The organism is Sphingomonas sp. SAFR-052, from assembly GCF_051965015.1.
Lineage (GTDB): Bacteria > Pseudomonadota > Alphaproteobacteria > Sphingomonadales > Sphingomonadaceae > Sphingomonas.
Genome location: NZ_JBQCMO010000001.1, coordinates 41,925 through 68,316 on the forward strand (window position 1 = coordinate 41,925; position 26,392 = coordinate 68,316).

The following is a 26,392-nucleotide window of genomic DNA, read 5'->3' on the forward strand; positions in this document are numbered from 1 at the left end:
AACCGCGTAGGACGTCGCGCGACATGGTAAGCGATGCCGAAGCTGCGCGGGCAGGTCCCGACCTAGCCGGGCTGGAGCCGCTGGAGCGGTTCCGCCCGCGCTGGCCGCGTATGCTGGGGGCGGCGCTGTCGGCGCTGATGATCGTCGGGTTGGTGCGCGAGCTGTTCGACCATGGATGGGCCGGGGTCGAGCTGGCCGCACCGGATTCGCCGTGGTTCTATGTCTTCTTCGCGCTCGCCTATCTCTCGCCGCCGCTGTTCGACTTCCTGATCTTCCGCAGGCTGTGGCGGTTGCCGTTCGACGGGTTCGGCGCGCTGGTGCGCAAACGGATCGCGAACGATGTCGTCATCGGTTATTCGGGCGACGTGTTCTTCTATGCCTGGGCGCGAGCCCGGCTGAAGATGGTGACCGCGCCGTTCGGGGCGGTCAAGGACGTGACGATCCTGTCGGGCATCGCCGGCAATATCGTGACGGTCGGCATGCTCGCGGTGGCGCTCCCCTTCGCCTTCGAACTGTTCACCCCGCCGCAGCTGCGGATGCTCAGCTGGTCGGCGGCGGTTGCGGTCGGGGTTTCGGGCGTGCTGCTCCTGTTCTCGCGCCGGGTCTTTTCGCTACCGGCGCGGATGCTCGGCTGGATCTTCGGCGTCCATTGCCTGCGCCTCGTGCTGGGGTCCTTGGCGTTCGGTATCGCCAGCTATTTCGCCATGCCATGGGTGTCGATCAAATGGTGGCTGTTCCTCGCCGCCGGGCGTCTCGTGGTGGCACGTCTGCCGCTGCTGCCGAACAAAGACCTTCTTTTCGCCAACTTCGCGATTATGTTCATCGGGCATGGCGAAGCCCTGTCCGACCTCGTCGCATTCGTGGCGACGCTGACCCTGTTCACGCACGCGGTGTTGATGGCGGCATTCGGGCTTCCTGCGCTCGCAAGGAAAGAATGATGCAATTGCCCTTGGCGCTGATCGGTGCAGCGTTGCTCGTCGCGACGCCCGCCGCCGCACAATCGATCGGCAGCGACGCCGCCGCCTGCAACAATGGGCAGGGGCCGGCGATCCGCGTCAACGTCGTCGGGCTCAAGGACCGCACCGGCCGGCTGAAGCTGGAACTGTACCCGGCCAACGACGCTGATTTCCTGAAGGACGATCGCGACCTGCGCGCCGAGGGCAAGTTCTTCCGCCGCGTCTGGGCGGAGATGCCGGCATCGGGCGCGGTGCAGATGTGCATCCGCGCACCGTCGCCCGGCCGTTATGCGCTGCTGTTCACCCATGACCGCGACGGGCGCAACAAGTTCAATTTCATGCGCGACGGCGCCGGCTTTCCGGGCGCGGGCAAGCTCGGGCGGGCGCGGCCGAAACTGGCACAGGCGATCGTCAACGTGCCGGCGGGCGTGACGACGACCACGGTGCGCGCCCAGTATCTGCGCGGGCTGGGCGGTTTCGCCCCGCTCGGCTGACCCGATCGATCGATCCCCGATGCGCGTCGTCGACGTCAATGAATTCTATTCGCCCACCGGCGGCGGGGTCCGCACCTATATCGATCACAAGATGACGATCATGGCCGAGCTGGGCCACGAACTGATCGTGATCGCGCCGGCAAAGCACAATGCGGTCGAGGAACGCCCCGGCGGCGGGCGCATCCATTGGGTGAAGGCACCGACGCTGGTGCTCGACCCCAATTACGGCATCTTCGTACGCGGCGGCGCGATCCATGCGCTGCTCGACGAACTCCATCCCGATGTGGTCGAGGCATCGAGCCCATGGCGCCCCGCGACCATCGTCGCGGACTGGCCGGGCCATGCGGTGAAGGTCTATTTCGCGCATAACGACAATGTCGGCGCCTATCCGCTGCGCTGGTTCGAACGGCTGGCCAGTCGCGAGCGGATCGAGGAAGCGTTCATGTGGTGGACGCGCTACATGGCGCGCTACCTAGCCAAGATGGACGCGTTCGTCACCAACGGTCCGGCGCTCGAAAAACGCCATGCCGCGCGCGGGCTGACGGTGCATGCGTCGATGCCGCTCGGCATCCAGCGCGGTTTCTTTTCGCCCGAGCATCGCGACGAACAGTTGCGCGCGTCGTTGCTCGAACAGCTGGGCCTGCCGCCGGAAGGGCATTTGCTGCTCGGGCTAGGGCGGCACCATGCCGAGAAACGCTGGCCGATGATCTTCGATGCGGTCGAGATGGCGGGCGAGCATCTGCCCGTCGGCATGATCCAGATCGGCAGCGGGGTGCATACCCGCCGGCTGGAACACCGCTTAAAGAACAGCCCGCATATCAAGCTGTTCCGCCCTGTCTACGACCGTGTCCGCCTCGCCCGGATCATGGCCAGCTGCGACGCGCTGATCCATGGATCGGACGCCGAACCGTTCGGGCTGGTGGGACTGGAGGGGCTGGCCTCGGGCCTGCCGCTGATCGTACCCGACGAGGGCGGCTGTGCCGAGATCGCCGAGCCGGCTTTTGCCGAGACCTATGCCGCGCGCGATCCCCGCGCGGCGGCGGACGCGATCGAACGGATGTTCGCGCGCGACTATACACAGGTCAAGGCGGCGGCGAACGCAGCGGCGGCGCGGGTCCGGACCGACCGAGACCATGCGGTCGACCTGATGCGCTATTATGAGGGGCTGGTGGCAGAAAAGGCCAAGCGCTACCCCGAGTGGTTCGCGCGCTGAGATCCTCCCCGGCACAGGGAGGGGGACCATGCGCAGCATGGTGGAGGGGGGCTTCCACCGGCGGAGCGCCTGCGGCCCGCCCCCCCTCCACCATCCGCTGCGCGGACGGTCCCCCTCCCCGCAGGCGGGGAGGATTTAGCCGTTCAGGCTCTTCCCGACCTGCTCCAGCATATCCTTCGACAGTCCCGGCACCGACAGGATCCGCTCCAGTTCGGCCCGCATCAACGCTCCCCGCGCGCGGTCGAACCGCCGCCAGCGGCCAAGCGGCGGCAGCATCTTTGCCGCCGTCTGCGGATTGATCCGGTCGAGCGCGATCAGCTGATCGGCAAGGAAACGATAACCGGCACCGTCGGCGCGGTGAAACGCCTTCTGGTTCATGCTGAACGCACCGATCAGCGCGCGGGCGCGATTGGGGTTGGTCAGGGTGAAGTCGCGGTGACCGGCCAAGTCGGCGACCTGTTCGAACGCATCGGCGCGCGTCGACAGCGCCTGGGTTGTGAACCATTTGTCGAGCACCAGCGCATTGTCGCGGTAGCGGTTGTAGAAGATGTCGAGCGCGGCGATGCGGCTGTCCGAATCCGAATTGACCAGCGTCATCAACGCGCCCTGCCGGTCGGACATGTTGTCGGCATGGCGGAACTGGGCAAAGGCGATGTCGTCGGCATCCTCGGCCCCCGACGCGGCGATATAGCCGAGCGCAACGGTGCGCAGCCGCCGCTTGCCCTTGGCATCGGGGGTATATTCGAACGTGTCGGCCTCGGTCCCGGCATAGGCCGCGCGCCATTCGACCAGCAGTGCGCGACCGATATCGGCGCGCAGCGCCTCGCGCGCGGCAAAGATCGCGTCGGGATCGACCACGCCCATTTGGTCGCCGATAAAGCTGTCGGAGGGGAGTAGCACGGCTTCGGCAACAAATGCACGGTCGAGCCGGTCGTCGGTCAGCGTGTTGCCGACCGCCTCGATCACCGCCGCATGGTCGCCCTGCCCGCTCGCGACCGCCGCGACCAGCGTGTCGAGCATCAGCTGCTGCATCGCTTCGTAGCGGGCGAAGGGATCGTCGTCCTGTGCGCTGAGGAAGGCCAAGTCGGCCGATCCGCGATCGGTCTCGACGATCACCGGCGCCGAGAACCCACGATTGATCGACAGGACCGGGCGCTCGGTCACCGTCTCAAAGGTGATCGATCCCTGTTCCTCGTCGAGCAGGAACAGCTGTTCGTCACTCAACGGACGGCCGGTTTCGGCGCCGAACAGGCGGACCCTGAGCGGCAGCACCATCGGCAGCTTGGTCGCCTGTCCGGGCGTCAGCGGCACGGTCTGCGTCAGCGACAGCGTCGCGCGCCCGCCGCCGGCGTGATGCTTTAGCGTCGCGGTGACGCGCGGGGTGCCGGCCTGTTCGTACCAGCGGCGAAAGCGGCTCAGGTCGACACCCGACGCATCCTCCATCGCCACCACGAAATCCTCGCACGTCGCGGCCGTCCCGTCATGGCGGCTGAAATACAGGTCGGTGCCGGCCCGAAACGCCGTCTCGCCCAGAATCGTCGCGATCATGCGTACGACCTCCGCCCCCTTGTTGTAGATGGTGGCGGTGTAGAAGTTGCTGATCTCCTGATAGGCGTCGGGCCGGATCGGATGGGCGAGCGGGCCGGCATCCTCCGGAAACTGCGACGCGCGCAAGCTGCGGACATCCTCGATCCGCTTGACCGCCGCCGACCCCTGATCGGCCGAAAATTGCTGGTCGCGCAGGACGGTGAAGCCCTCCTTCAGCGACAGCTGGAACCAGTCGCGACACGTGACGCGGTTGCCCGACCAGTTGTGGAAATATTCGTGCGCGACGACGGCGGCGATGCCGTCGTAATCGTAATCGGTCGCGGTATCGGGGTCGGCGAGGATGTAGCGGCTGTTGAAGATGTTCAGCCCCTTATTCTCCATCGCCCCAAAATTGAAATCGTCGACCGCGACGATGTTGAACACGTCGAGGTCATATTCGCGGCCATAGACTCGCTCGTCCCACGCCATCGACGTCTTGAGCGCGCGCATCGCATGGTCGGTCTTCGCCAGATCGGGTTCGCGGACCCAGATGCCGAGCTCGACCTCGCGGCCAGACGCCGTCACAAACTGCGCACGATTGGCGACCAGATCGCCCGCGACCAGTGCGAAGAGATAGCAGGGCTTGGGGAAGGGGTCATGCCATTCGGCCCAGTGGCGTCCGTCGTCGAGATCGCCCGACGCGACCGGATCGCCATTGGCGAGCAGTATCGGAAAGCGCGCCTTGTCGGCGGTCAGTGTCACTCGGTAGCGGCTGAGAATATCGGGGCGGTCGGGGAAGAAGGTGATGCGGCGGAACCCCTCCGCCTCGCACTGGGTGCACAGATTGCCGCCCGAGGCATAGAGGCCCATCAGCTGGGTATTGGCCTGCGGCTCGATCTCGACCTCGGTCGTGATGTCGTGGGCGTCGCCGGGCAGGTCGAGAATCAGCGTCCCATCCTCGACGACCCAGTCGTTGCGCGGTACCCCGTCGACCGCGACCGACAACGGGGTCAGCCCGTCGCCGTCGAGGCGCAGCGGCCCGTCGCCACGCCGTTCGACCGACAGGGTCGCGCGCACCCGCGTGCCGCGCGGGTCGAGATCGAATTCGAGGGCAATGTCCGGGACTTGCCACACCGGCGGGCGATAGTCGCTGCGACGGATCAGCGGTGGAACCGTCGGGGTACGCGTCGCATCGACCATCATCTTTTCACCCGTCCAATCGCGTTCGTGCCGTCGTTGCGTGGGGCCACGGCATTGGCTACGCCTGTATCTATGATCGCTTGTCGAAGGATTCCAATGTTCCGTCCAGCCTTGTTGCTCGGCCTTCTCATCAGCACCGCCGGAATTGCGCAAGACGCGCCCAAGGCACTTCCCCCCGCTCCGACCCCTGCCGAGCTGACGGCCCGCAATGCCGAGGTGAATGCCGTGCTGCCGCCGGCACAGGCGGCGATGAAGGCGCATGTCATGTTCCTGGCGAGCGACGCGATGCGCGGGCGCGATGCCGGGTCGCCCGAATTCGACATCGCCGCCAATTATGTCGCGTCGCAATTCTATGCGGCGGGGCTGCGTCCGGCGGGCGATGACGGCAGCTATCTGCAAAAGGTGCCGTTGATCCGCATGAACGCCGCCGACAAGGGTCAGGTGAGCCTGAACGGCCAGCCGCTGACCTTTGGCGAGGAGTATCTGCCGGGCATCAACCCGCAGGCGCCGGAATCGATGACCGAAGGCAAGGTGGTCTATGTCGGATACGGCATCGTCCGTCCGGGCCGCGACGATTATGCCGGCGTCGACGTGCGCGGCAAGATCGTGGCGGTGGTGCGCGGCGCGCCCGAGGGGTTGGACAGCGAGGAAGCGGCGCATTTCGGCGGCATCGCGACCAAGGCGGCGATCGCAAAGGCCAAGGGCGCGGTCGCGGTGATTGCGCTCCAGACGCCCGAAGCGGCACAGCGTTCGCCGCTGTCGCGCGGCGCGGCGAGCTATGACAGCTCGAGCGTCAGCTGGGCCGAAGCCGATGGCGTCGGCCATGTGATGGGCGGCGGCGTACCGACCATCGCCACCATCGGCGCAGCGGGTGCGGAAAAGCTGTTCGTGGGATCGGGAACGAGCTGGGCCAAGGCGGCAGCGGCGCTGTCGGGCAAGGCCAAGTTCCGCGCCGTCGCGCTCAAGCCGACCATGACCGTGTCGATCAAGACCGCGACCAAGCCACTGCCGAGCTACAACGTCGCAGGCATTCTGCCCGGCAGCGACCCGTCGGTCGCGCCGGAAACCGTGGTGCTGTCCGCGCATCTCGACCATGTCGGCGTCGGCGCACCCAATGCGAAGGGCGACACCATCTATAACGGCGCGATGGACAATGCGGTGGGCATCGCCTCGCTGATCGAGGAGGCCAAGCGCTTCAAGGCGGCGGGCAAGGCACCCAGGCGCTCGATCCTGTTCCTTGCGGTCACGGCCGAGGAAAAGGGGTTGGTCGGCTCCGATTATTTCGCGAACAATCCGACGATCGACAAGGCGCGGATCGTTGCCGACGTCAATCTCGACATGCCGATCATCACCTACAAGTTTACCGACGTCATCGCCTTCGGCGCGGTCCGGTCGAGCCTAGGCGATATCGTGAAGCGGGCGGCGGCGACGGCGGGGGTGAGCTTCTCGCCCGATCCGATGCCCGAAATGGCGCTGTTCGTGCGCTCCGACCATTATCGCTTCGTGCAGCAGGGCGTGCCCTCGGTCTTCCTGTGGCCGGGCACGTCGGGGCCAGGCAAGGCGGCGGTCGATGCGTTCTTCGCCAATAATTATCACAAGCCGTCCGACGAAGTGGTGCAGGGCCCGCCGATCGACTGGGAATCGGGCGAACGCTTCATCAACGTCAATTATCAGATCGCCCGCGACATCGCCGACGCCCCCGCGCGACCGGCGTGGAACAAGGGCGATTTCTTCGGCACGCTGTATAACGGCTACGGCGCGAAGTAAGGACCTTTGCCGTCCCGGCAACGGCCGGGGCGGTCACCACCTTAGACCATCAAGGATTCCCATGCGCCTCCTTCCGCTCGCGCTGTTGCTGGCATCGACCGGCGCGCTCGCCCAGACCGCGCCGCTGACCCCGGACGAGGCGGCAATGCGGGCGCATGTCGCGTTCCTCGCCGCCGACGACATGAAGGGGCGCGAGCCCGGTACCCCTGAATATGACCGCGCCGCCGCCTATGTCGCGGATCAGATGCGCGCCGCGGGCTTGAAGCCGGGCGGCGATGACGGCAGCTATCTGCAACGCGTGCCGCTGATCTCGGCGGTGCCGGCGGGGAAGGGCAGGCTGACCGCGGCGGGACGACCGGCGCTGACCTTCGGCACCGATTATCTGACCTCGACCAGCTTCCTCGAACCCGATCTGCGGCGGTCGGGCGAGGTGGTGTTCGTCGGGCAGGGCGTGACCGATGCGGCGAACGGCATCGACGATTATGCCGGGCTGGACGTGCGGGGAAAGATCGTCGCCTATCTCTACGGGGCGTCCAACAAACTACCAAGCGAGATCCGCGCGCACCTCGCCAGCGGCGACACCAAGCGCGCCAATGCGGCGGCGCATGGCGCGATCGGCGTGCTCCAGATCGAGACCGACGAACAGTCGAAACGCTATCCATTCAGCTATCTCATGTCGATCTACCGCAGTTCGCGCATGACCTGGGTCGGCAAGGATGGTCGCGCGCAGGTCGCCGGGGCCGCCGCGCCGTCGATCGGCTGGTTGAGCGCGTCGGGCGCGGCCAAGCTGTTCACCGGATCGGCGATCGACTGGCCGGCGGTGCTGAAGGCGGAAGCGGCAGGTACGGCGGTGCCGCGTGGCGTTACCGGCGTGCGGGTGACGACGCGACAGCGATCGACGACCCGCCGCTTCGACAGCGCCAATGTCGTCGGCATCCTGCCGGGCAGCGATCCGGGCTTACGCGACCAATATGTCGCGCTGTCGGCGCATCTCGACCATATCGGGGTGTCGACCGATCCGACGCTGCCCAAGGGGGCCGACCGGATCAATAACGGCGCGATGGACAATGGCGTCGGCACCGCGGCGATGATTGAGGTCGCGAAGCAGTTCGCCGCCGATCCGCGCAAACCCCGCCGCAGCCTGATCTTCGTCAGCGTGACGGCGGAGGAGAAGGGGCTGATCGGCAGCGAATATTTCGCGATGAACCCGACGGTGCCGAAGGGGGCGATCGTCGCCGACGTCAATCTCGACATGCCGATCCTGTCCTACCGCTTTCAGGACATGGTCGCGATCGGCGCGGACCATTCGACCGTCGCGCAGGCCGTGGCGCGCGCAGCGGGCAAGCGCGGCATTGCGCTCAGCCCCGATCCCGAGCCGGAAGAGGCGATCTTCGTCCGGTCGGACCATTACAGCTTCGTCAAGGCGGGCGTGCCGTCGGTGTCGCTCGACACCGGATGGAAGGGACCAGGCAAGGCGGCAGTCGCTGACTTCCTGGAGCATCGCTATCACCAGCCCGGTGACGATATGCACCAGAAATTCGACTGGACGGCGGGGCGGGTGTTCGTCGCGATCAACCATGACATCGCGCTCGACCTGGCCGATGCCGATGACCGGCCGCGCTGGAACAAGGGCGATTATTTCGGCGTGTTGTACGACGGTTACGGGGCGAAGTGAGCCGGCTGCTGATCTTTGGGCTGGGGTACACGTCGCGGGCGATCGCGGCGCGGCTGGAGACGCGGGGGTGGCGGGTCGTCGGGACGACGCGCGACGGGCGGGGCGGCAGCATCGCCTTTGCCGACCGCGACCGGGTGCGGTTCGAGGCGGGCCAAGCGACCGCCATCCTCTCCAGCGTGCCGCCCGATGGCGAGGGTGATCCGGTACTGACCAACTACCGGGAATTGCTGGCAGGACCGACGCTGGCCTATCTGTCGTCGACCGGGGTGTATGGCGATGCCGGGGGCGGCTGGGTCGATGAGAGCACTCCGATCGCCGGGCGGCGGGCCAATCGGAATGCGGCCGATCGGGCATGGCTGGACCTGGGGGCGCGGGTGTTCCGGTTGCCCGGCATCTATGGGCCGGGGCGCTCGCCGCTCGACCGAGTGGCGGCGGGGGAGGCGCATCGGGTCGATTGCCCCGGACAGGTGTTCAGCCGGGTGCATGTCGCGGATGTTGCCAAAGGTGTCACGTACGGGCTGTCGGCGGAACCAGGTTCGTATAATTTATCCGATGATCTGCCGGCTTCGCAGAACGCGGTCGTCGAATATGCGGCACGGTTGCTGGGGGTCGCACCGCCGCCGTTCGTTGCGATCGAGACGCTCAGTCCGATGGCACGCGCCTTTTATGGCGAGAACCGGCGGGTGGCGAACGGCAAGGCGAAGCGGATGCTCGGCTGGCAGCCGGATTACCCCGATTACCGGTTCGGCCTGCGCGCCCTGAGCGCGACCACCAGCCCGGCCAGCGCCAGCGCCGCTCCGGCCCCGGCGAGCGGCGACCAGCGATAGTTTTCGAACAAAGTTGACAACAGCATCGCGATGACCGGCACGACCACGCCGTTATAGGCCGCCTTGGCCGGGCCGATCGTGCGGATCAGCCCGAAATACAAGGTGAAGGCGACCGCCGAGGCGACGATGCCGAGATAGAGCAGCCCGCCAACATAGGACCAGCGCCAGTCGAACACCGGCGGCCCGACCGTCGCGGCGGCATAGGTCGCATCCATCGCTGCGCCGATCAGCATCGCGATGCCGAGCAGCGGCACCATCGGATAGGCTTTGGCGGTCGGTGTCGCCTGCATGACATTGGCGACCGAGGCGGAGAAGACACCGGCCAGCGCGATGCCGAGACCGATCAGCACCGCCGCGCCGTTTTCGGGATGCTCGCGCGCCTCATGGACGAACAGCAGTGCGACGCCGGCCAGCGCGATCGCCGATCCGACCAGCAACTGCCGCCCCATGCGCTGGCCGAGGAAGATGCGCGCGAGGATCGAATTGGGCACGATCAACAGCGCGTACATCAGCGCGACCAGCCCCGAGGTGACATATTGTTCGGAGCGGTAGACGAAGTTGAAGTTCAGGCAGAATTGGGCGAGGCCGAGGCCGGTGGCGAACAGGAGGCCGCGCCGGTCGACGGCAATATGGTCGCCGCGCTGCCATGCCCAAAGCAGCATGACGATGCCGGCGATCAGGAAGCGATAGGTCACCGACCACGACGCCGGGACGATGCCCAGTTGATCGCGGATCACGATCCAGGTCGATCCCCAGATCAGGGTGACGATGCCGAACGGGATCAGTACCGCCGGCGTCGCCGAACGGGGGGTGTCGGTCATAGCGCGGCTATCGCCTCCGCCAGCGGACGGACGGTCGCCGCATCCTGATCCCAGGCAACGACCAGCCGCGCCTGTCCGACGCCCCAATCGTAGAAATCGAACCCCTGTGCGCGCAGGCCGGCGGCTTCTTGCGCCGTCAGGCGGAGGAAGACCTCGTTGGCCTCGACCGCATGGACCAGCCGGTCGCCCGCCGCCTGTGCCAACATCGCCGCCCCGGCATTGGCGGCGCGGGCATTGGCGAGCCAGACATCGTCGTCGAGCATCGCCAGCAACTGCGCGGCGAGGAAGCGGCCCTTCGACGCGAGCAGCCCGGCGCGCTTGCGGCGGTAGCGGGCGACCTTCGCCAGTTCGGGGCGGAAGAAGACCAACGCCTCGGCCGACATGCCGCCATTTTTGATGAAGCCGAACGACAATGCGTCGACGCCGGCTTTCCACGTCACGTCGGCAGGCGTGCAGCCGAGATGGGCGACGGCATTGGCGAAGCGCGCGCCGTCCATGTGCAGGCCGAGGCCGCGCGCGCGGGCGACCGCGCCGTTCGCGGCGACCTCGTCAGGGGTGTAGACGCGGCCGGCCTCGGTCGCCTGGGTGATCGAGATCGCGTGCGGCTGGACCTGATGCACGTCGTCGCGGATCGTTGCCAGATAGGCTTCGATCGCGTCGGGGGCGAGTTTCGCGCCGTCACCGTCCAGCAGCATCAGCTTGGCGCCATGGGTGTAGAATTCGGGCGCGCCGCCTTCGTCATTCTGGATATGGGCGTCGTGGTGGCAGACGATGCCGCCATGCGGCGGACACATCGCGGCCAGCGCGATGCAGTTGGCGGCGGTGCCCGACGGCACCCACAGCACCGCGACCTCGCAGCCGAACAGTTCGCCGAAGCGGGCGTCGAGCCGCTTGCTCAAGCCGTCGCCGTCATAGGCGGTGTCCTGTCCGTTGGCGGCGACGATCGCGTCGAGCACGGCGGGGCAGGCGGGGGCGGCATTGTCGGAAAAGAAGCGCATGGCGATGCCTTGGCGGCGCGGCGGGCGGGGGTCAACCGGGCGTGTTCATGGCGCTGGGCCGGTTGGCCTCCGGTCGCGCGGAAATGGTTCGAGACCGTTGCGAGGGTCTCCATTTTCGTATCCCCGCGCAGGCGGGGATCCAGAGCCACACGCACAAACCGTTGTATTGCTTGGCCCTGGGCCCCCGCCTGCGCGGGGGTACGTAGTGGGTCGGAGAGGGCAACTTCCGAGACAAGCTGGACCTTACCTGTGCGGGGGTACGGCGCGCGGGGGAGTTTCGCAGAGGTCTTGATCCAGTCCGGGATGGCAGCGGGACGGGCCGGCGCGCGCCCTATTGCTCTTCCTCGTCCGGCGGGCGGCGGTCTTCGGGCTCGGGTGGTTCCTCCTCGCGGCGGCGGCGGTCGTTGGGGTTGAAGCGGACCTGCCCGTCGGGGTCGACCGAGACGTCGAAGCCCGGTCCCTGGATGGTCGGCGGCGCGTCGAACGGATTGCCGATCAGGTCCTGCACCGCGTCGATCGCATTGTCGATCGGTTCGGGTTCGGGCGCGGCGACCGGCACCGGATCGCGCAGGTTCAGCGCCTGTCGCATGAAATCGCGCCAGATACGCGCGGGCAGGCCGCCGCCGGCCAGCCCCGGATTGGTGCTGTTGTCGTCGTTGCCCAGCCATACGCCGGCGACGATGCCGCCGGCATAGCCGACGAACAGCGCGTCGCGATTGTCCTGGGTCGTGCCGGTCTTGCCGAACGCCTCGACCGGCAAATTGGCGGCGATGCCGGTACCCTGTCGGATCGACGCGGCGAGCAGCGTGCGCATCCCCTCCAGTTCGTCACGCGACAATGTCTTGCGGGTCGAGCGCAGCCGGTCGAGCCAGGTCGGTTCGTCCTTTTCGGCCAATCCGCGCGGGATGACCGGCGCCTCGCCCGCCGCGATCGCAGCATAGGCGCTGGTGAGTTCGAGCAGCGACACGGTCGAGGTGCCGAGCGCGATCGACGCTTCGTTGGCGATCGGCGTCGAGATGCCGAGGTCGCGGGCGGCGCGGATGACGTTGCGTACCCCCACTTCCTTGGTCAGACGCGCGGCGGCGACGTTGCTGGAGCGTTGGAAGGCACGTTCGAGGGTGATGGTGCCGAGATAGCGGCCGTCGCTGTTCTTGGGACTCCAGTCGCCAATGGTGACCGGTTCGTCGAGCACCTGGCTCTGCGGCGTGAGCCCTGAGCGCATGGCGGCGAGATAGACGAACAGCTTGAAGGTCGATCCGGGCTGGCGCCGCGCCTGTACCGCGCGGTTGAACGGGCTGTTGCGGTAATCCTTGCCGCCGACCATCGCGATGACGCGGCCATCGGGACGCATGGCGACGATCGCGACCTGCGTCTGGCGGAGACCTGCATTGCGCACGGCGCGTTCGGCAGCGCGCTGCATGCGGACTTCGAGCGTGGTCGCGACCTTGCGATCGGCGCCGATGCCGCCCGCCCGGTCGCGCGCCTGTGGCAGCACCCAGTCGGCGAAATAGGTGCCCGAGGGCAGCGTGCTGTTGTCGGTGACGCGCAGCACGGCGGGTTTGACGCGGCGGGCCTCGGACGGGGTCAGATAGCCGGCATCCTCCATCGCGCCGACGACGACCGCCTGCCGCGCCCGCGCGCCCTTGAGGTTGCCGGTGGGGGCGAGGCGCGAGGGGGCCTTGACCAGCCCGGCGAGCATCGCCGCCTGTCCAACGGTCAGGTCCTTGGGCGCGCGGCTGAAATAATGGCGGGCGGCGGCGTCGAGGCCGTACGCATTGTCGCCGAAATAGGCGTTGGAGAGATAGCGCGAGAGGATCTCGTCCTTGGTCAGCCACGCCTCCAGCCAGAAGGCGATCAGCACCTCGCGCAGTTTGCGCGCCGCGGTCCGGTCCGAATCGAGAAAGGCGTTCTTGGCGAGCTGCTGCGTGATCGTGCTCGCCCCCTGTCGCACGCCGCCCGCCTGGGTATTGGTCCACATCGCGCGGAGGATGCCGCGCGGATCGATGCCCCAATGGGTGCGGAAACGGCGGTCCTCGATCGCCATGAAGGCTTCGCTGACATGCGCGGGGAGTTTGGTCGCGTCGACCGGCTTGCCGATATTCGCGCCGCGCTCGGCGATCGGCGTGCCTTCGGCTGAGAGCAGGGTGATCGAGGGCGGGGCGGGCGGTTCGAGCGATTTCGACAGCGGCGCGGTGAAGGCCAGCCACGCGATGGCGATCACCAGCAGGATGATGAGGATGCCGAAACCGCGCATGATCCAGCGCAGCCACCAGCGCAGCGGGCGGCGGCGCTTCGCGGTCTGCGGCGCTTCGGGCGGCGGGGGTGGCGGCGGCGCGTCGCCCATGCCGGGGAAGCTGCGATCGTAATCGGCCAGCGCATCATCGAACGCGGCCAGCCGCCGCCGCCGCTCCAGCGCTTCGCCCGTCAACGGGGTCGACAGGCGCCCGATCCGGCTGGGATCGATCGGGCCGGAGGGCGCGGACGGGGGATCGTAAGCCATGATACCGGCCGTGTATTACCGTTCTGATACAGCTTCGGCAAGCTGGATGCGACGGCGCGGGGGTGCGTGGTGGACCGTTGCCGGAACCGGTTGCGCCTCCGAACGCTAGGTGCCCGACAGTCAAGGAGAATCGGCGTGGACGACGAACGCATTTGGAGTTTCGAGGAAAGCCTGTGGACCGCCGACGCGGCGCATTACGAAGAATCGATCGACGACGAATGCCTGATGGTGCTGCCGACGCCGCCGTTCGTGTTCACCGGGCAACAGGCGATCGATGCGGTCAAGGACACGCCGCGCTGGGAACAGGTGTCGCTGACCGAACGACAGGTCGCGCGGCCGCAGGAAGGGCTGATCGTCGTCGCCTACAAGGCGGAGGCGCATAAGGGCGGCGAGGCGTATCTGGCCTATTGCACCTCGACCTATCGCTGGATCGAACATGGCGTGTGGACGGTGGTCCAGCACCAGCAGACACCGCCGCTGACGTCGAAGGGGGAATAGGCCGCCTTCCCGATCGGGCCGCTACCGTTCGTCCTGAGTAGCCACTGCGCTTGTCGAAGGGGCGTATCGAAGGACTGCTTGCCAAGTGCTTCGATACGGGTCTTCGACTGCGCTCAGCCTCTACTCAGCACGAACGGTTTGGCGTGTTGGGCGTAAGCTGACCCCGCCCGTGACGCGCGGCGCGTCGAACGTCATCGGATCATGCCCGGCGGCGGCATGATGGACCTTCGATACGCGCCCCTCGCTGCGCATCCGGCGATCGGCCTCGTGCCAGTCGGGCAGGGTGTCGCCCGCCTGCGTCCAATGCGCGATGCTCGCCTGATCGCACCAGCGCATCAGCTTGGGCATTGCGCGACGGTGCGGGCCGGTGGTCATATAGGCGCGCATCGCCGCGGCATCGTCCCATGCCGTCATGGTCCAATAGGCGCGGTCGCGATCGGCGAGCAGCGCACCGCCGCGATAGCCGGCCGCGCGCTTCACCTGTCGCATCGAGAGCCACGTATCGATCAGGAACGCCGGCAGGAAGCGCACCGAGCGGATGCGCAGCCGGGTGATGCTGACGAAGGTCACGCCTCCAGCTCGACGTCCCAATAGAGCCAGTCGTGCCAGGTTTCGTGGAGGTGGCCCGGCGGGAAGCGGCGGCCCTGTTCCTGCAACTGCCAGCTGGTCGGGCGGATCGGTTGGACGTGGAGCGGCATCGCCGCCTGTTTCGGCGTCCGTCCCCCTTTGCGCAGGTTGCAGGGGGCACAGGCGGTGGCGACATTCTCCCACGTCGTCCGCCCGCCTTGGGCTCGAGGCACGACATGGTCGAAGGTCAGGTCATGGGTCGCGCCGCAATATTGGCAGCTGAACCGGTCGCGCAGGAACAGGTTGAAGCGGGTGAAGGCCGGGAATTCGGACGGCTTCACATATTGCTTGAGCGCGATGACCGAGGGCAATTTGATGCGCGCGGTCGGGCTGCACACTTCGCGGTCATATTGGGCGACGATGTCGACCCGGTCGAGAAACACGGCCTTTACCGCAGTCTGCCATGGCCAGACGCTGAGCGGATAATAGCTCAACGGCGTATAGTCCGCGTTGAGCACCAGCGCGGGACAGCCATCGGGATGGCGGAGGCGATCGGGATGGTACATGAAGTCCCCCTCGCGTAAACGTCGCCGCCGATATGATCGGCAACGATGACGCGGACATGACAGCACGGGCGATGGCCCCAAGTCAAACCGGGGCGGTCGTGACCCGCTTCGCGCCCAGTCCCACCGGGGCACTCCATGCCGGCCATGCGCTGGCCGCGATCGAATCGCACGACCGCGCGCGGGCGGCGGGCGGGCGGTGGCTGCTCCGGATCGAGGATATCGATGGCGGGCGCAGCCGGCCCGAACATGTCGCGGGTATATTGGCCGATCTGAAATGGCTGGGGCTGTACTGGGACGGGGAGGTGGTGTTCCAGTCGGCGCGGATGGCGCTGTATCGCGCGGCGCTCGACGGCTTGCGGGAGCGGGGGCTGGTCTATCCGTGTTTCTGCACCCGCGCGGATATCGCGCGCGAGGTGGCGGCGAGTGCGTCGGCGCCGCATGGGGTGGACGGGGTCGTCTATCCGGGGACGTGCCGTGCGATCCCGGCGGACGTCGCCGCCGCGCGGCTGGGTGATCCGCATGCGTGGCGGATCGACATGGCGCGGGCGGTGGCGCTGGCGGGGCCGCTCGAGTGGGTCGACGAACTGGCGGGGCGGGTCCGCGCCGATCCGCTGGCACAGGGCGACGTGGTGCTGGCGCGCAAGGATGCGGGGACCAGCTATCATCTGGCGGTGACGGTCGACGACGCGGCGCAGGACGTAACGCATGTCGTGCGCGGAATCGACCTGTTCGCGGCGACGCATGTTCATCGGCTGTTGCAGGCGCTGCTCGACCTGCCGGTGCCGGTGTGGCGGCATCATCCGCTGTTGCTGGGGCCGGACGGGCGGCGGCTGGCCAAGCGCAACGGTGCGCCGACGCTGGCGGCGTTGCGGAAGGAAGGGGTGGACGGACAGAGGTTGGCCGACGATCTGCGGGCCGGGCGACTTCCCATTGGATTCGCGCTCGCAAATGCTTAGCTTCGCTCCATGAACACGTTCCTGGTCCTGTTGCTGATCGCGGCGATGATCGCGGTCGTCGTCGCGCTGGTGCGCGGCATCGTGTCCTTCCTGGCCGAAGGAACCGCCGCCGCGCGCGGCGAGGGGCCGAGCGAACAGGCGCTGAAATCGAACAAGATGATGCAGGCGCGCGTGCTGTTTCAGGCGATCGCGATCCTGATCGTCGTCGTGATCCTGTTCATGGCCGGGCGCACCTGACGCAGTGGTCAAGCTGAACAAGATCTACACGCGGACCGGCGATGCCGGCACCACCGGGCTGGTCGACGGATCGCGCGTCGCCAAGGATGCGGCGGTGATGCAGGCGATCGGCGATGTCGACGAGGCCAATTCGGCGCTGGGTGTCGCCGTGGTGGCGCTGGGCGATACCGCAGATACGACGCTGCTGCGGCGGGTGCAGAACGACCTGTTCGATTATGGCGCGGACCTTGCGACCCCGCCGACGATCGAGGGCGCGCTGCGGATCGTGCCGGCGCAGGTGACGGCGCTGGAGGAAGCGATCGACCGGATGAATGCCGATCTGTCGCCGCTGACCAGCTTCATCCTGCCGGGCGGGACGGCGGCGGGCGCGGCGCTGCATCTGGCGCGGGCGATCGTCCGCCGCGCCGAACGGTCGGTGGTGCACGCTTCGTACGAGGCGGACCTTAATCATAATTTATTAGCCTATATCAATCGGTTGTCCGATTTTCTGTTCGTATACGCCCGCTGGGTGAACCAAAGCGGCGGCGGAGACGTTTTGTGGGTGCCAGGCGGGGTTCGCCAGCCGGCATAGGAGCACCCCATGCGAGCGACACCGGTCAACCTGCCCGACCAGGCGCTCGCCACCCGATATGTCAAGGTTCGTGCGCTGACCGACGCGCTTGCCGCGCCGCTGTCCGATGCCGACGCGACCGTCCAATCGATGGACGATGCCTCCCCCGCCAAATGGCATCTGGCGCATACGACCTGGTTCTTCGAAACCTTCGTGCTGCGCGACCATGTCGCCGGCTATACGCTGCATGACGAACGCTTCCCGTTCCTGTTCAACAGCTATTACGAGGCTGAGGGCCGCCGCCATGCGCGCGGGCGGCGCGGCATGGTGACGCGACCCAGCCTCGACGAGGTGCGCGGCTATCGTGCGGCGGTCGATGCCGCGCTGCTGGCGGCGCTGCCCGACCTGTCCGACGACGTACAGCAACTGGTGTGGCTCGGCTGCAATCACGAGGAACAGCATCAGGAACTGCTGCTGACCGATATCCTCCATCATTTCAGTGAAAACCCGCTCGAACCGGCGATGTTCGCGCCCGAGCCGAAGCGCCCGGTGGCGGTGCCACCGCCGACCGGCTGGATCGAGCATGGCGGCGGCATCGTCCAGGTCGGCCATGCCGGCGACGGCTTTGCCTTCGACTGCGAGGGGCCGCGCCACGACGTGCTCCTCCACCCGCATGCCATCGCCGACCGCACCGTCACCAACGGCGAATGGGCGGCGTTCATCGCCGATGGCGGGTATCGCGAGGCCCGACTGTGGCTGGCCGATGGCTGGGCATGGGTGCAGGCCAACCGGATCGCGGCGCCGCTTTATTGGGAACGACAGGGCGAGGTGTGGACCCGCTTCGGGTTGGACGGGCGGCGCGCGATCGATCCCGCCGCGCCGGTCACCCATGTCAGCTTCTTCGAGGCCGATGCCTATGCTAGCTGGGCGGGCGCGCGGCTGCCGACCGAGTTCGAATGGGAGGCGGCCGCTGCGTCGCACGACCCGGCCGGCGGCAATCAGCTCGACCATGCCCATGCCGTCGAACCGCGTCCGTCGACCGGCGGTCCGGCCTTTTTCGGCGATGTGTGGCAATGGACCGGCAGCGCGTACCGCCCCTATCCGCGCTTCCGTGCCGTCGAGGGCGCGGTCGGCGAATATAATGGCAAGTTCATGAGCGGACAATTCGTGTTGCGTGGCAGTTCCTGCGCCACGCCGCGCGGCCATGCGCGCGCCTGCTACCGCAATTTCTTCTACCCCCATCAGCGCTGGCAATTCACCGGCGTCCGCCTTGCAAAGGACCTGTGATGCTGCGTAGCGACGACGTGCCGATGGCGACCCGTGCCGATCCCGCTTTCCGCGCCGATGTGTTGGCCGGACTGGCATTGCCGCAAAAGGCGATCCCGGCGCGCTGGTTCTATGACCGCAAGGGGTCGGAACTGTTCGAGGACATTACCCGGCTGCCCGAATATTATCCGACGCGGGCGGAAACGGCGATCCTGAAGACGATCTGCCCCGAACTGGTCGGCGCGGTCGGCGACGGCGTCGCGGTGGTCGAATTCGGATCGGGATCGTCGGTCAAGACGCCCATCCTGCTCAACTGCATCGAACCGGCCGCCTATGTGCCGATCGATATCTCGGGCGATTTCCTGCGGTCGTCGGCAGCGGCGCTGGCCGGGCAGTTTCCCGGCCTCCCGGTGCTGCCGGTTGAGGCCGACTTCATGCATCCAGTGCCGTTGCCGGACGAGGTCGCGGACCTGCCGAAGCTGGGGTTCTTTCCGGGGTCGACGATCGGCAACATGGAGCCGCTGGCGGCCGGCACGCTGCTGCGCGCGATGCGCGACTGGCTGGGCGAGGGGGCGATGCTGCTGATCGGCATCGACCGGATCAAGGACCGGGACACGCTGGTCGCCGCCTATGACGATGCGGCGGGGGTGACGGCGGCGTTCAACCTGAACCTGCTCGACCGGATCAACCGCGAACTGGCGGGCGACGTGCCGGTCGAGGCGTTCGCGCACGAGGCACGGTGGAACGACGATGCCGCACGGATCGAGATGCATTTGCGCGCGACGCGCGACGTGACCTTCTCGGTCGACGGGCGACCGTTCGCGATGCAGGCGGGCGAGACGATCCACACCGAAAACAGTCATAAATATGGCGACCGCGATGCACGGCTGCTGCTACGCAGCGGCGGATGGACGCCGAAACAACAATGGTGCGGGGACGATGGCGCGTTCTGCGTGATCCTCGCCGAAGCGCAGGGACTGCCGATCGCGCCGTGATCCGGCTGTTCGCTGGCATTTTGGCGCTGCTCGTGGTGGTTGCGCCGGCAACCGCGCGCGACCTGACGGTGATGAGCTTGAACATCCGCATGCCATCGCCCGACGACGGCGCAAATCTTTGGCAATTGCGGCGCGATCTGACCGTGGCGACGATCCGGCGGGCGAACCCTGACGTGATCGGCAGCCAGGAATTGTTCAAGCGACAGGGCGATGACGTGGTCGCGCGCCTGCCCAAATATCGCTGGATCGGGGTCGGGCGCAGCGGTGCCGAGCGTGCCGATGACGAGCATATGGGCATCTTCTACCGCAGCGATCGGCTGACGGTGGAGCGTTGGGGCAATTTCTGGCTGTCGGACACGCCCGAGGTTCCGGGCAGCATCAGTTGGGGCCACCCCCTGCCGCGCATGGTGACCTGGGCGGTGTTTCGTGAGCGGGACGGAAAGCGGTTCGCGATGTTCAACACGCATTTGCCCTATCGCGCAGAGGACGAGGCGGCGCGGGAGCAGGGGGCGGCACTGCTGGCGGCCAGGATCCCTGCGATCGCGGGCGAACTGCCGGTCGTGGTGACCGGGGATTTCAATACCGTGCCGGAGAGTCCGACCTATCGGCGGATGGCGCAGGGGTTGCGCGATGCGTGGGTTGTCGCACCGGTGCGGACCGGGCCGGAGGCGACGTTCCATGGCTTTACCGGCAAGCCCGATCGCCGGATCGACTGGGTGTTCGTGAAGGGGTTCGCGGTGCAGCGCGCGGCGACGGTCGATACGCGGCGGGGCGATGTGTTTCCCTCGGATCATTATCCGGTGGTGGTCAGGCTCCGCCGGTAATCAGCGAACCAGCCGCGCGGCCCAGGTTCGGATATAGTCGATATTGCCGCGGCATTCGGTCATGTCGCGCTGTTCGATCAGGCGAAAGCGTTTGCCGTCCCACGCATAGCGTTGGGTCGTGCCGCAATCGGCAAGGCCGCGACCGCGCGCGTCGGCGGTGAGAATGCCGTCGGCGAAACCGGCGTTGAACACCAGCGGCAGGTCGCCCGGCGCATCGCCGGCCGGGGGCGCATCGAAAGTTGCCGGGACCGCTTCGCCGCGTTCGATGACGAACAGGGCCGACAGGACGTTATAGGCGCCGACGGCGCAGGGTACGATCGCCAGGGTTCGGCTGCCGAGCGGCTTGGTGGTGACCTCGGGCAGGTCGTCGGTATCGCACGTCGCGGTTTCGCGCATCCGGGTGACGAGCAGCGGGTCGAGCAGCGCCGCCTCTCCGCGGATCACGGGCGCGCGGACGATGGGCAGGGCGGGCGCGGGGCGGGTGTCGGGGCGCTTGCCCAGCGCGACGAGCGCGCCGGTCGTGCCGTCGCGGCCCTGCTGCGCATCGATCCAGCGCAAGGCGGCGGCGGCGCCCTTGAGCGAAAGGGTGGTGACGGGGTTGCCGCCGGCGTCGGCGATGGTGATCGTCCGGCCGTTCGCGAGGCTGCGCGTGACGGCCAAAGCGGGTTCAGCCGAGAGTTCGGTCCAGTCGCCGTGCGGCTTGCCGCCGCGGGCGACGGCTTCGCCATCGACGGCGAAGGTCAGCGGCAGCGAGGGGGCTGGTCCACGCAGGTGGAGGGTAACGCCCGTGTCGGGGCCGGCGGCGCGTTCGATCGACAGGGTGAGCGCCGGCGGTTCGCCGTCGTCGGGGACCAGTGACCCGGCCTGACAGGTCGCGCCATTGTCACAGCCTGCCGCCCAGTCGCCGAAGGTCTTGAGCGGCAACGGCTTGGGCGGTGTCGCGCTGTCGGTGAGCGGTGCAGGCGATGTGGTGGCGGACGGCGTCGGTTCGGGTGCGGGCGCTTCGGCGTTGCAGGCGGGGAGCAGCAGCGGCAGGGCGAGGGGCAGGAAACGGCGCATGGGGGTGCGATACCGGCATGGACGGCTGACCGAAAGCCGCTATTCCCGCGTTCAGGCCGCGAAGGCGCAACGAGAGGACCTTTGGTATGAAGACGATTGGCGTGATCGGCGCGGGTCAGATGGGGGCGGGGATCGCCCAGGTATCGGCGCAGGCGGGCTATCGGGTGCTGCTGTCGGACGTGTCGGTCGAGCGGGCACAGGCGGGCAAGGACGGTATCGCCAAGCAGCTGGCGCGCGCGGTGAGCAAGGAGAAGATTGCGCAAGGTGATGCCGATGCCGCGCTGGGGCAGATCGAGCCGGTCGGCGACCTGGCGGCGATGGGGCCGTGCGATCTGGTGATCGAGGCGGCGACCGAGCGGGAGGCGGTCAAGCGGCAGATCTTCGAAAGCGTCGGCAAGGCGCTGTCGGATACGGCGATTTTGGCCAGCAATACCTCGTCGATCCCGATCACCCGGCTGGCGCAGGCCGCGCCCGATCCGGCGCGGTTCATGGGGGTGCATTTCTTCAACCCGGTGCCGGTGATGGGCCTGATCGAGCTGATCCGCGGGCTTGCCACCAGCGACGCGACGGTCGCGGCGGTCGAGGCGTTCGGGCAGAGTCTGAACAAGCGGATCGTCCATGCCAATGACGCGCCGGGGTTCATCGTCAACCGTGTGCTGATGCCGATGCTGAACGAGGCGTGCTTCGCGCTGGGCGAGGGCGTGGCGACGATCGCCGATATCGATGCGGCGTGTCAGCTGGGGCTGAACCACCCGATGGGGCCGTTTACGCTGGCCGACTTCATCGGGCTCGACACCTGTCTCGAAATCACGCGGGTGCTGTTCGAGGGGACGGGGGACCCCAAGTTCCGGCCGGCGCCGCTGCTGGTCAAATATGTCGAGGCCGGCTGGTACGGGCGCAAGGTCAAGCGCGGCTTCTACGACTATTCGGGCGAGGAGCCGGTGCCCACGCGGTAAAGGATGGGCGGGGGAGGCGGTGCGTCTCCCCCGGTTCGGACCTTAGATGAAGGTCGCGGCGGTCGCGCGGTAGATGGCGGGCAGGATAATGCTCTGCGTGATGCCGAGCAGGATCAGCACCACGAACGGCGCGAAATCGAGCGCACCGAAATCGGGCAGGATCCGCCGCACCGGCCGATAGATCGGTTCGGTCACCGTCATCAACGCGCGATAGAGCGAACGGACGAAGTCGTTATGGGTGTTGATGACGTTGAACGAGATCAGGATCGACAGGATCGCCTGCACGATGATGATCCACCACAGGACGTTCAGCAGCACCTGAATGATATCGAGCAGGACGTTCAACGCATGGGGCCTTTCGCGAATGGTTCTCGACTATAGGGACGCGCGGGTCCGGCTCCAAGCCTTTGCGGTCGGATCGCGTGTCAGGCGTGGACCAGCGTGCCTGCACCCTGTTCGGTAAAGATTTCGAGCAGCATCCCGTGCGGCACGCGGCCGTCGAGGATCACCGCCGCATCGACGCCCTGTGCGACCGCATTCACGCAGGTCTCAACCTTCGGGATCATGCCGCCCTTGATCGTGCCGTCGGCCTTCAGTTCGGCGATGCGCTCCGGATTGAGGTCGGTCAGCAACTCGCCGGTCTTGTCGAGTACGCCCGCGACGTCGGTCAGCAGGAAGAAGCGCGATGCGCCCATCGCCCCGGCGATCGACCCGGCCATGGTGTCGGCGTTGATGTTGTACGTCTCGCCATCTGCGCCCAGCGCGACGGGGGCCACGACCGGAATGAAGCCGTCGCGCGCGAGGCTGTGGAGGATGGTCGGGTCGACCGCGACCGGCGTGCCGACGAAGCCCAGATCGACATGGCGTTCGATCCCCTGGCTGCGGTCGGGTTCGCTGCGCCCGACCTTTTCGGCGGTGACGAGGCGCGCGTCCTTGCCCGAAATGCCGACCGCCTTGCCGCCCGCCGCTGCGATCCAGGCGACGATTTCCTTGTTGATCTTGCCCGCCAGCACCATTTCGGCGACCTCGGCCGTCGCGGCGTCGGTGACGCGCAGGCCATCGACGAAGCGCGATTCGACGCCGAGGCGCTTGAGCATCGCGCCGATCTGCGGACCGCCGCCATGGACGACGACCGGGTTGATGCCGACCTGTTTCAGCAGCACCACGTCCTCGGCAAAGTCGCGCGCCAGTTCGGGATCGCCCATCGCGTGGCCGCCATATTTCACCACGAAGGTGCGACCGGCATAGCGTTGCAGATAGGGCAGCGCCTCGGTCAGCGTTTCCGCCTTGGCGAGCATCTTCGGATCGGGAGCGTTGGTCATGACCGCGCCTTTAGCGTCAGGCACGCGGCGTGGGTAGAGTGCTGTTACCGCGTGCCGTCCAGCCGGCGACCCAGGCCGACGAAGGCATAGATCAGCGGCGGGACCAGCACGATCGACAGCACGACCTTGGCAAGCATCTGACCGACGACCAGCTGCCCGATCGGGAATACGCCGTAGAAGGCGACCGAGATGAAGATCAGCGTGTCGACGATCTGCGACAGGACGCTGGCGATCGCCGCGCGCAGCCACAGCAGCTTGCCCTGTCCACGCTTCAGCCAGCCGAAGATGGTGACGTTCAGCGTCTGCGACACGCCATAGGCGACGATGCCCGCCATCCAGATGCGCAGGTTGGAGCGCATGATGAGGTCGAAGGCGGCGAGCCGGTCGGCCTCCATGCTGGCGGCGGCGGGCAGTTCGAGGACGATCGCGACCAGCAGCATCGAGGCGAGCAGCGGCAGGAAGCCGAACCACACCAGATGCTTGGCGCGCCCCGCGCCGTAGAGTTCGGCGACCGCGCTCGACACCACGACCAGCAGCAGGAAGGCGAAGATGCCCGCTTCGACCGCCAGCGGGCCGATCGCCACCTGTTTGTTGCCGAGCACGCCGGCGATGCAGACCATGCCGCCATAGAAGATCGAGAAGATGAACAGCGCGCGCGGGATGGTGATCGTCGCGGGTGCAGGCTGGGCAGGTGTCGTCATGGCCCTTGCTAGTCCCGAAAACCGCCGATGGCAAAAGCGTTTGTCGCCGCTGGCCCCCGCGCCCCCGCCATGGCATATCGCGACGGTTTGGGGCCGTCCGGGCGGGCGGCGGGGCAGGGTAGTTCGCTTAACAATGACACGTTTCCTCATCGGCATCGCCGGCATCGTCGTGATTCTCGGCATCGCCTTTGCGTTATCGACCAACCGCCGCGCGATCCGGCCGCGCGTCGTCGGTGCGGCCTTCGCGTTGCAGGCGGGGATCGCGGTGCTGGTGCTCTACACGCCATGGGGGAAGGGCGTGCTGGGCTTCCTGTCGGGCGGGGTCGCGAACCTCCTGTCCTATGCCAACGCCGGCACGTCGTTCCTGTTCGGGCCGCTGGCCCGGCCGGAGATCGGCGGGACCAGCTTCGCCATCGCCGCGCTGCCGGTCATCATCTTCTTCGCGTCGCTGGTGTCGATCCTCTATTATCTGGGCATCATGCAGCTGGTGGTGCGCTGGATCGGCGGCGGCATCGAAAAGGTGATCGGCGTCAGCAAGGTCGAATCGCTGTGCGCCGCCGCGAACATCTTCGTCGGGCAGAGCGAATCGCCGCTGGTCATCCGCCCCTATCTGAGCGGGCTGACCCCGGCGCAGCTGTTCACGGTGATGACCAGCGGCATGGCGGGCGTGGCGGGCACGATCCTTGCGGCCTATGCATCGATGGGCATCCGCATCGATTTCCTGCTGGCGGCCAGCTTCATGGCGGCGCCGGGCGGCATATTGATGGCCAAGATCATCATGCCCGACACGCCCGAGCCGGCGGCGGGCGAGCTGCCGCTCGGCGACGACCGCGAGGCGGAGGCGATTGCGCTGGCCGAGGCGACGCATGACGAGGAACGCCCGGCCAACATCATCATGGCGGCGGCACAGGGCGCGCAGACCGGCGTCAAGCTGGCGGTGGCGGTCGGCGCGATGGTGCTGGCGTTCGTCGCGCTGGTGGCGCTGGCCAACGGGCTGCTGGGCGGCATCGGCAATTGGTTCGGAATCGCCGATCTCAGCTTCCAGCGGCTGCTCGGCTATGTCTTCGCGCCGGTCATGTTCCTGCTGAACGTGCCGTGGAGCGAGGCGGGGATCGCCGGCGGGCTGTTCGGGCAGAAGGTCGTGCTGAACGAATTCGTCGCCTATATCTCGCTTGGCGAGGCGGGCGGGCAATTGTCGAGCCGGACGGTCGCGATCATCACCTTTGCGCTGTGCGGTTTCGCCAATTTCTCGTCGATCGCGATCCAGATGGCGGTGACCGGCAGCCTCGCCCCCAACCAGCGGCCGATGATCGCCAAGCTCGGCATCCGCGCGCTGGTCGCCGGCAGTCTTGCCAATCTGATGTCGGCGGCGCTGGCGGGGTTGCTACTGGCCTGAAAACCGGCCGGTCCCGCTGCACGTCAACTCTCTGTTTACGGTGTTCCGGATACGGTCGTGCGATCGTGCCGGACGCGGCATGGGGGTTGAGTGGCGAGGGCGACGATGGACAGCGGACTGATCGATCAGCGGGCACTGGCGCAGGCCAGAGCGGAACTCGGCGCGAATTTCGTCCGCATCCTCGGCTATTTCCGCGAGGACGGGCTGAAGTCGCTGCTGGCGATCGAAAAGGCGATGCGCGAACAGAATGCGGTGGCGATGGTCCTGCCGGCGCATACGCTGAAGGGCGAATCGCGGCAGTTCGGCGCGGACACGCTGGCCGATATTGCCGAGGGGATCGAGCTGATCGCCCGCAAATGCGTCGAGACGCGCGACGAGCCGACCGAGGCGCTGGAGCATGTCGCGCGGCTGCGCCCGACCTTCAACGCGACGCTGGCGCTGCTCGACCGCGACAGCAACCCGCTGGCGCAGCGCAAGGCGAACGGATTCGGCAAGCGGCCGGTGGCGCTTTAGCGGCGTTT

26 protein-coding genes are annotated in these 26,392 nt (G+C 67.3%); 16 read left to right on the plus strand and 10 right to left on the minus strand.

Annotated features, from left to right (window positions below; genetic code table 11):
• The first annotated feature begins 23 nt into the window (after positions 1-23).
• Genes ACTHQV_RS00180 through ACTHQV_RS00190 form a run of 3 tightly spaced genes read left to right on the plus strand, consistent with a single transcriptional unit; the run spans position 24 to position 2,663 of the window.
• Complete coding sequence (locus ACTHQV_RS00180) at positions 24-938, plus strand: hypothetical protein (protein ID WP_440487756.1); 915 nt, start codon at positions 24-26, stop codon at positions 936-938.
• Positions 938-1,450, plus strand: coding sequence for a DUF2141 domain-containing protein (locus ACTHQV_RS00185; protein ID WP_440487757.1), 513 nt, complete (start codon positions 938-940; stop codon positions 1,448-1,450). Before ACTHQV_RS00180 ends, ACTHQV_RS00185 begins: the two co-directional genes overlap by 1 nt.
• Before the next feature lie 19 nt (positions 1,451-1,469).
• On the plus strand, positions 1,470-2,663 hold the full coding sequence (locus ACTHQV_RS00190; protein ID WP_440487758.1) for a glycosyltransferase: 1,194 nt from the start codon (positions 1,470-1,472) through the stop codon (positions 2,661-2,663).
• A 135-nt stretch (positions 2,664-2,798) separates the two neighbouring features.
• Here ACTHQV_RS00190 and pepN read toward each other — a convergent pair whose 3' ends face one another.
• Positions 2,799-5,390, minus strand: a complete 2,592-nt coding sequence (gene pepN / locus ACTHQV_RS00195) for an aminopeptidase N (RefSeq protein ID WP_440488292.1) — start codon at positions 5,388-5,390, stop codon at positions 2,799-2,801.
• A gap of 96 nt (positions 5,391-5,486) precedes the next feature.
• On the opposite strand from pepN, the gene ACTHQV_RS00200 reads away from it, so the two are divergent.
• The 3 genes from ACTHQV_RS00200 to ACTHQV_RS00210 all read left to right on the plus strand — a co-directional run bounded on the left by ACTHQV_RS00200 (position 5,487) and on the right by ACTHQV_RS00210 (position 9,659).
• Positions 5,487-7,157 carry a M20/M25/M40 family metallo-hydrolase gene (locus tag ACTHQV_RS00200; RefSeq protein WP_440487759.1) on the plus strand — a complete coding sequence of 557 codons (1,671 nt, stop codon included), beginning with the start codon at positions 5,487-5,489 and terminating at the stop codon, positions 7,155-7,157.
• 61 nt (positions 7,158-7,218) lie between these two features.
• Entirely contained in the window at positions 7,219-8,832 is a 1,614-nt protein-coding gene (locus tag ACTHQV_RS00205) for a M28 family metallopeptidase (protein WP_440487760.1), read from the plus strand.
• A complete protein-coding gene (locus ACTHQV_RS00210) occupies positions 8,829-9,659 on the plus strand; it encodes an NAD(P)-dependent oxidoreductase (RefSeq protein ID WP_440487761.1) in 831 nt (276 codons plus the stop codon). The genes ACTHQV_RS00205 and ACTHQV_RS00210 overlap by 4 nt, the downstream gene beginning before the upstream one ends.
• Here ACTHQV_RS00210 and ACTHQV_RS00215 read toward each other — a convergent pair.
• The 3 genes from ACTHQV_RS00215 to ACTHQV_RS00225 all read right to left on the minus strand — a co-directional run bounded on the left by ACTHQV_RS00215 (position 9,569) and on the right by ACTHQV_RS00225 (position 13,822).
• Positions 9,569-10,480 (minus strand): DMT family transporter, encoded by a 912-nt coding sequence (locus ACTHQV_RS00215; protein WP_440487763.1) that lies wholly within the window; start codon positions 10,478-10,480, stop codon positions 9,569-9,571. The genes ACTHQV_RS00210 and ACTHQV_RS00215 overlap by 91 nt on opposite strands.
• A complete protein-coding gene (locus tag ACTHQV_RS00220; protein WP_440487765.1) occupies positions 10,477-11,478 on the minus strand; it encodes a threonine aldolase family protein in 1,002 nt (333 codons plus the stop codon). The genes ACTHQV_RS00215 and ACTHQV_RS00220 overlap by 4 nt, the downstream gene beginning before the upstream one ends.
• Positions 11,479-11,809: 331 nt before the next feature.
• The gene (locus ACTHQV_RS00225; protein ID WP_440488293.1) at positions 11,810-13,822 is read right to left on the minus strand and encodes a transglycosylase domain-containing protein; all 2,013 of its coding nucleotides are present in this window, start codon (positions 13,820-13,822) and stop codon (positions 11,810-11,812) included.
• A gap of 291 nt (positions 13,823-14,113) precedes the next feature.
• Between ACTHQV_RS00225 and ACTHQV_RS00230 the strand changes: the two genes are divergently transcribed.
• Positions 14,114-14,476, plus strand: coding sequence for a DUF4440 domain-containing protein (locus tag ACTHQV_RS00230; RefSeq protein WP_440487767.1), 363 nt, complete (start codon positions 14,114-14,116; stop codon positions 14,474-14,476).
• A gap of 120 nt (positions 14,477-14,596) precedes the next feature.
• Here ACTHQV_RS00230 and ACTHQV_RS00235 read toward each other — a convergent pair whose 3' ends face one another.
• Complete coding sequence (locus ACTHQV_RS00235) at positions 14,597-15,046, minus strand: DUF3291 domain-containing protein (protein ID WP_440487769.1); 450 nt, start codon at positions 15,044-15,046, stop codon at positions 14,597-14,599.
• A complete protein-coding gene (locus tag ACTHQV_RS00240; RefSeq protein WP_440487770.1) occupies positions 15,043-15,609 on the minus strand; it encodes an HNH endonuclease in 567 nt (188 codons plus the stop codon). The genes ACTHQV_RS00235 and ACTHQV_RS00240 overlap by 4 nt, the downstream gene beginning before the upstream one ends.
• 71 nt (positions 15,610-15,680) lie before the next feature.
• On the opposite strand from ACTHQV_RS00240, the gene gluQRS reads away from it, so the two are divergent.
• Genes gluQRS through ACTHQV_RS00270 form a run of 6 tightly spaced genes read left to right on the plus strand, consistent with a single transcriptional unit; the run spans position 15,681 to position 20,437 of the window.
• A complete protein-coding gene (gluQRS, locus tag ACTHQV_RS00245; protein ID WP_440487772.1) occupies positions 15,681-16,565 on the plus strand; it encodes a tRNA glutamyl-Q(34) synthetase GluQRS in 885 nt (294 codons plus the stop codon).
• A 9-nt stretch (positions 16,566-16,574) separates the two neighbouring features.
• Positions 16,575-16,802 carry a twin transmembrane helix small protein gene (locus ACTHQV_RS00250; RefSeq protein WP_056453332.1) on the plus strand — a complete coding sequence of 76 codons (228 nt, stop codon included), beginning with the start codon at positions 16,575-16,577 and terminating at the stop codon, positions 16,800-16,802.
• A gap of 4 nt (positions 16,803-16,806) precedes the next feature.
• Positions 16,807-17,373 (plus strand): cob(I)yrinic acid a,c-diamide adenosyltransferase, encoded by a 567-nt coding sequence (locus ACTHQV_RS00255; protein ID WP_440487773.1) that lies wholly within the window; start codon positions 16,807-16,809, stop codon positions 17,371-17,373.
• A gap of 9 nt (positions 17,374-17,382) precedes the next feature.
• The gene (gene egtB / locus ACTHQV_RS00260) at positions 17,383-18,639 is read left to right on the plus strand and encodes an ergothioneine biosynthesis protein EgtB (RefSeq protein ID WP_440487775.1); all 1,257 of its coding nucleotides are present in this window, start codon (positions 17,383-17,385) and stop codon (positions 18,637-18,639) included.
• Positions 18,639-19,613 carry an L-histidine N(alpha)-methyltransferase gene (gene egtD, locus ACTHQV_RS00265; RefSeq protein WP_440487776.1) on the plus strand — a complete coding sequence of 325 codons (975 nt, stop codon included), beginning with the start codon at positions 18,639-18,641 and terminating at the stop codon, positions 19,611-19,613. Before egtB ends, egtD begins: the two co-directional genes overlap by 1 nt.
• The gene (locus ACTHQV_RS00270; RefSeq protein WP_440487778.1) at positions 19,610-20,437 is read left to right on the plus strand and encodes an endonuclease/exonuclease/phosphatase family protein; all 828 of its coding nucleotides are present in this window, start codon (positions 19,610-19,612) and stop codon (positions 20,435-20,437) included. The genes egtD and ACTHQV_RS00270 overlap by 4 nt, the downstream gene beginning before the upstream one ends.
• Here the strand turns inward: ACTHQV_RS00270 and ACTHQV_RS00275 are convergent, their stop codons facing one another.
• A complete protein-coding gene (locus ACTHQV_RS00275) occupies positions 20,438-21,496 on the minus strand; it encodes a DUF1176 domain-containing protein (RefSeq protein WP_440487779.1) in 1,059 nt (352 codons plus the stop codon). It lies immediately after the preceding gene.
• An 86-nt stretch (positions 21,497-21,582) separates the two neighbouring features.
• On the opposite strand from ACTHQV_RS00275, the gene ACTHQV_RS00280 reads away from it, so the two are divergent.
• Entirely contained in the window at positions 21,583-22,452 is an 870-nt protein-coding gene (locus tag ACTHQV_RS00280) for a 3-hydroxyacyl-CoA dehydrogenase NAD-binding domain-containing protein (RefSeq protein ID WP_056453347.1), read from the plus strand.
• A gap of 42 nt (positions 22,453-22,494) precedes the next feature.
• Here ACTHQV_RS00280 and ACTHQV_RS00285 read toward each other — a convergent pair whose 3' ends face one another.
• The 3 genes from ACTHQV_RS00285 to ACTHQV_RS00295 form a co-directional block, all read right to left on the minus strand.
• Complete coding sequence (locus tag ACTHQV_RS00285) at positions 22,495-22,797, minus strand: YggT family protein (protein WP_082458115.1); 303 nt, start codon at positions 22,795-22,797, stop codon at positions 22,495-22,497.
• An 80-nt stretch (positions 22,798-22,877) separates the two neighbouring features.
• The gene (argB, locus tag ACTHQV_RS00290) at positions 22,878-23,774 is read right to left on the minus strand and encodes an acetylglutamate kinase (protein WP_440487781.1); all 897 of its coding nucleotides are present in this window, start codon (positions 23,772-23,774) and stop codon (positions 22,878-22,880) included.
• A gap of 44 nt (positions 23,775-23,818) precedes the next feature.
• Positions 23,819-24,475, minus strand: a complete 657-nt coding sequence (locus tag ACTHQV_RS00295) for a queuosine precursor transporter (RefSeq protein WP_440487783.1) — start codon at positions 24,473-24,475, stop codon at positions 23,819-23,821.
• A gap of 133 nt (positions 24,476-24,608) precedes the next feature.
• On the opposite strand from ACTHQV_RS00295, the gene ACTHQV_RS00300 reads away from it, so the two are divergent.
• Together ACTHQV_RS00300 and ACTHQV_RS00305 are read left to right on the plus strand one after the other, a co-directional pair.
• On the plus strand, positions 24,609-25,871 hold the full coding sequence (locus ACTHQV_RS00300) for a NupC/NupG family nucleoside CNT transporter (protein WP_440487785.1): 1,263 nt from the start codon (positions 24,609-24,611) through the stop codon (positions 25,869-25,871).
• Positions 25,872-25,976: 105 nt separating this feature from the next.
• On the plus strand, positions 25,977-26,384 hold the full coding sequence (locus ACTHQV_RS00305; protein ID WP_440488294.1) for an Hpt domain-containing protein: 408 nt from the start codon (positions 25,977-25,979) through the stop codon (positions 26,382-26,384).
• The last annotated feature ends 8 nt before the right edge of the window (positions 26,385-26,392 follow it).

Bases quoted from the DNA above. Each gene is read 5' to 3' on its own strand.
- egtD (WP_440487776.1), top strand. From the start codon at position 18,639: ATGCTGCGTAGCGACGACGTGCCGATGGCGACCCGTGCCGATCCCGCT.
- pepN (WP_440488292.1), bottom strand. From the start codon at position 5,390: ATGGTCGATGCGACGCGTACCCCGACGGTTCCACCGCTGATCCGTCGC.
- ACTHQV_RS00300 (WP_440487785.1), top strand. From the start codon at position 24,609: ATGACACGTTTCCTCATCGGCATCGCCGGCATCGTCGTGATTCTCGGC.
- ACTHQV_RS00225 (WP_440488293.1), bottom strand. From the start codon at position 13,822: ATGGGCGACGCGCCGCCGCCACCCCCGCCGCCCGAAGCGCCGCAGACC.
- ACTHQV_RS00190 (WP_440487758.1), top strand. From the start codon at position 1,470: ATGCGCGTCGTCGACGTCAATGAATTCTATTCGCCCACCGGCGGCGGG.
- ACTHQV_RS00305 (WP_440488294.1), top strand. From the start codon at position 25,977: ATGGACAGCGGACTGATCGATCAGCGGGCACTGGCGCAGGCCAGAGCG.
- ACTHQV_RS00275 (WP_440487779.1), bottom strand. From the start codon at position 21,496: ATGCGCCGTTTCCTGCCCCTCGCCCTGCCGCTGCTGCTCCCCGCCTGC.
- argB (WP_440487781.1), bottom strand. From the start codon at position 23,774: ATGACCAACGCTCCCGATCCGAAGATGCTCGCCAAGGCGGAAACGCTG.
- gluQRS (WP_440487772.1), top strand. From the start codon at position 15,681: ATGGCCCCAAGTCAAACCGGGGCGGTCGTGACCCGCTTCGCGCCCAGT.
- ACTHQV_RS00215 (WP_440487763.1), bottom strand. From the start codon at position 10,480: ATGACCGACACCCCCCGTTCGGCGACGCCGGCGGTACTGATCCCGTTC.
- ACTHQV_RS00205 (WP_440487760.1), top strand. From the start codon at position 7,219: ATGCGCCTCCTTCCGCTCGCGCTGTTGCTGGCATCGACCGGCGCGCTC.
- ACTHQV_RS00295 (WP_440487783.1), bottom strand. From the start codon at position 24,475: ATGACGACACCTGCCCAGCCTGCACCCGCGACGATCACCATCCCGCGC.
- ACTHQV_RS00200 (WP_440487759.1), top strand. From the start codon at position 5,487: ATGTTCCGTCCAGCCTTGTTGCTCGGCCTTCTCATCAGCACCGCCGGA.
- ACTHQV_RS00220 (WP_440487765.1), bottom strand. From the start codon at position 11,478: ATGCGCTTCTTTTCCGACAATGCCGCCCCCGCCTGCCCCGCCGTGCTC.
- egtB (WP_440487775.1), top strand. From the start codon at position 17,383: ATGCGAGCGACACCGGTCAACCTGCCCGACCAGGCGCTCGCCACCCGA.
- ACTHQV_RS00180 (WP_440487756.1), top strand. From the start codon at position 24: ATGGTAAGCGATGCCGAAGCTGCGCGGGCAGGTCCCGACCTAGCCGGG.
- ACTHQV_RS00280 (WP_056453347.1), top strand. From the start codon at position 21,583: ATGAAGACGATTGGCGTGATCGGCGCGGGTCAGATGGGGGCGGGGATC.
- ACTHQV_RS00240 (WP_440487770.1), bottom strand. From the start codon at position 15,609: ATGTACCATCCCGATCGCCTCCGCCATCCCGATGGCTGTCCCGCGCTG.
- ACTHQV_RS00185 (WP_440487757.1), top strand. From the start codon at position 938: ATGCAATTGCCCTTGGCGCTGATCGGTGCAGCGTTGCTCGTCGCGACG.
- ACTHQV_RS00250 (WP_056453332.1), top strand. From the start codon at position 16,575: ATGAACACGTTCCTGGTCCTGTTGCTGATCGCGGCGATGATCGCGGTC.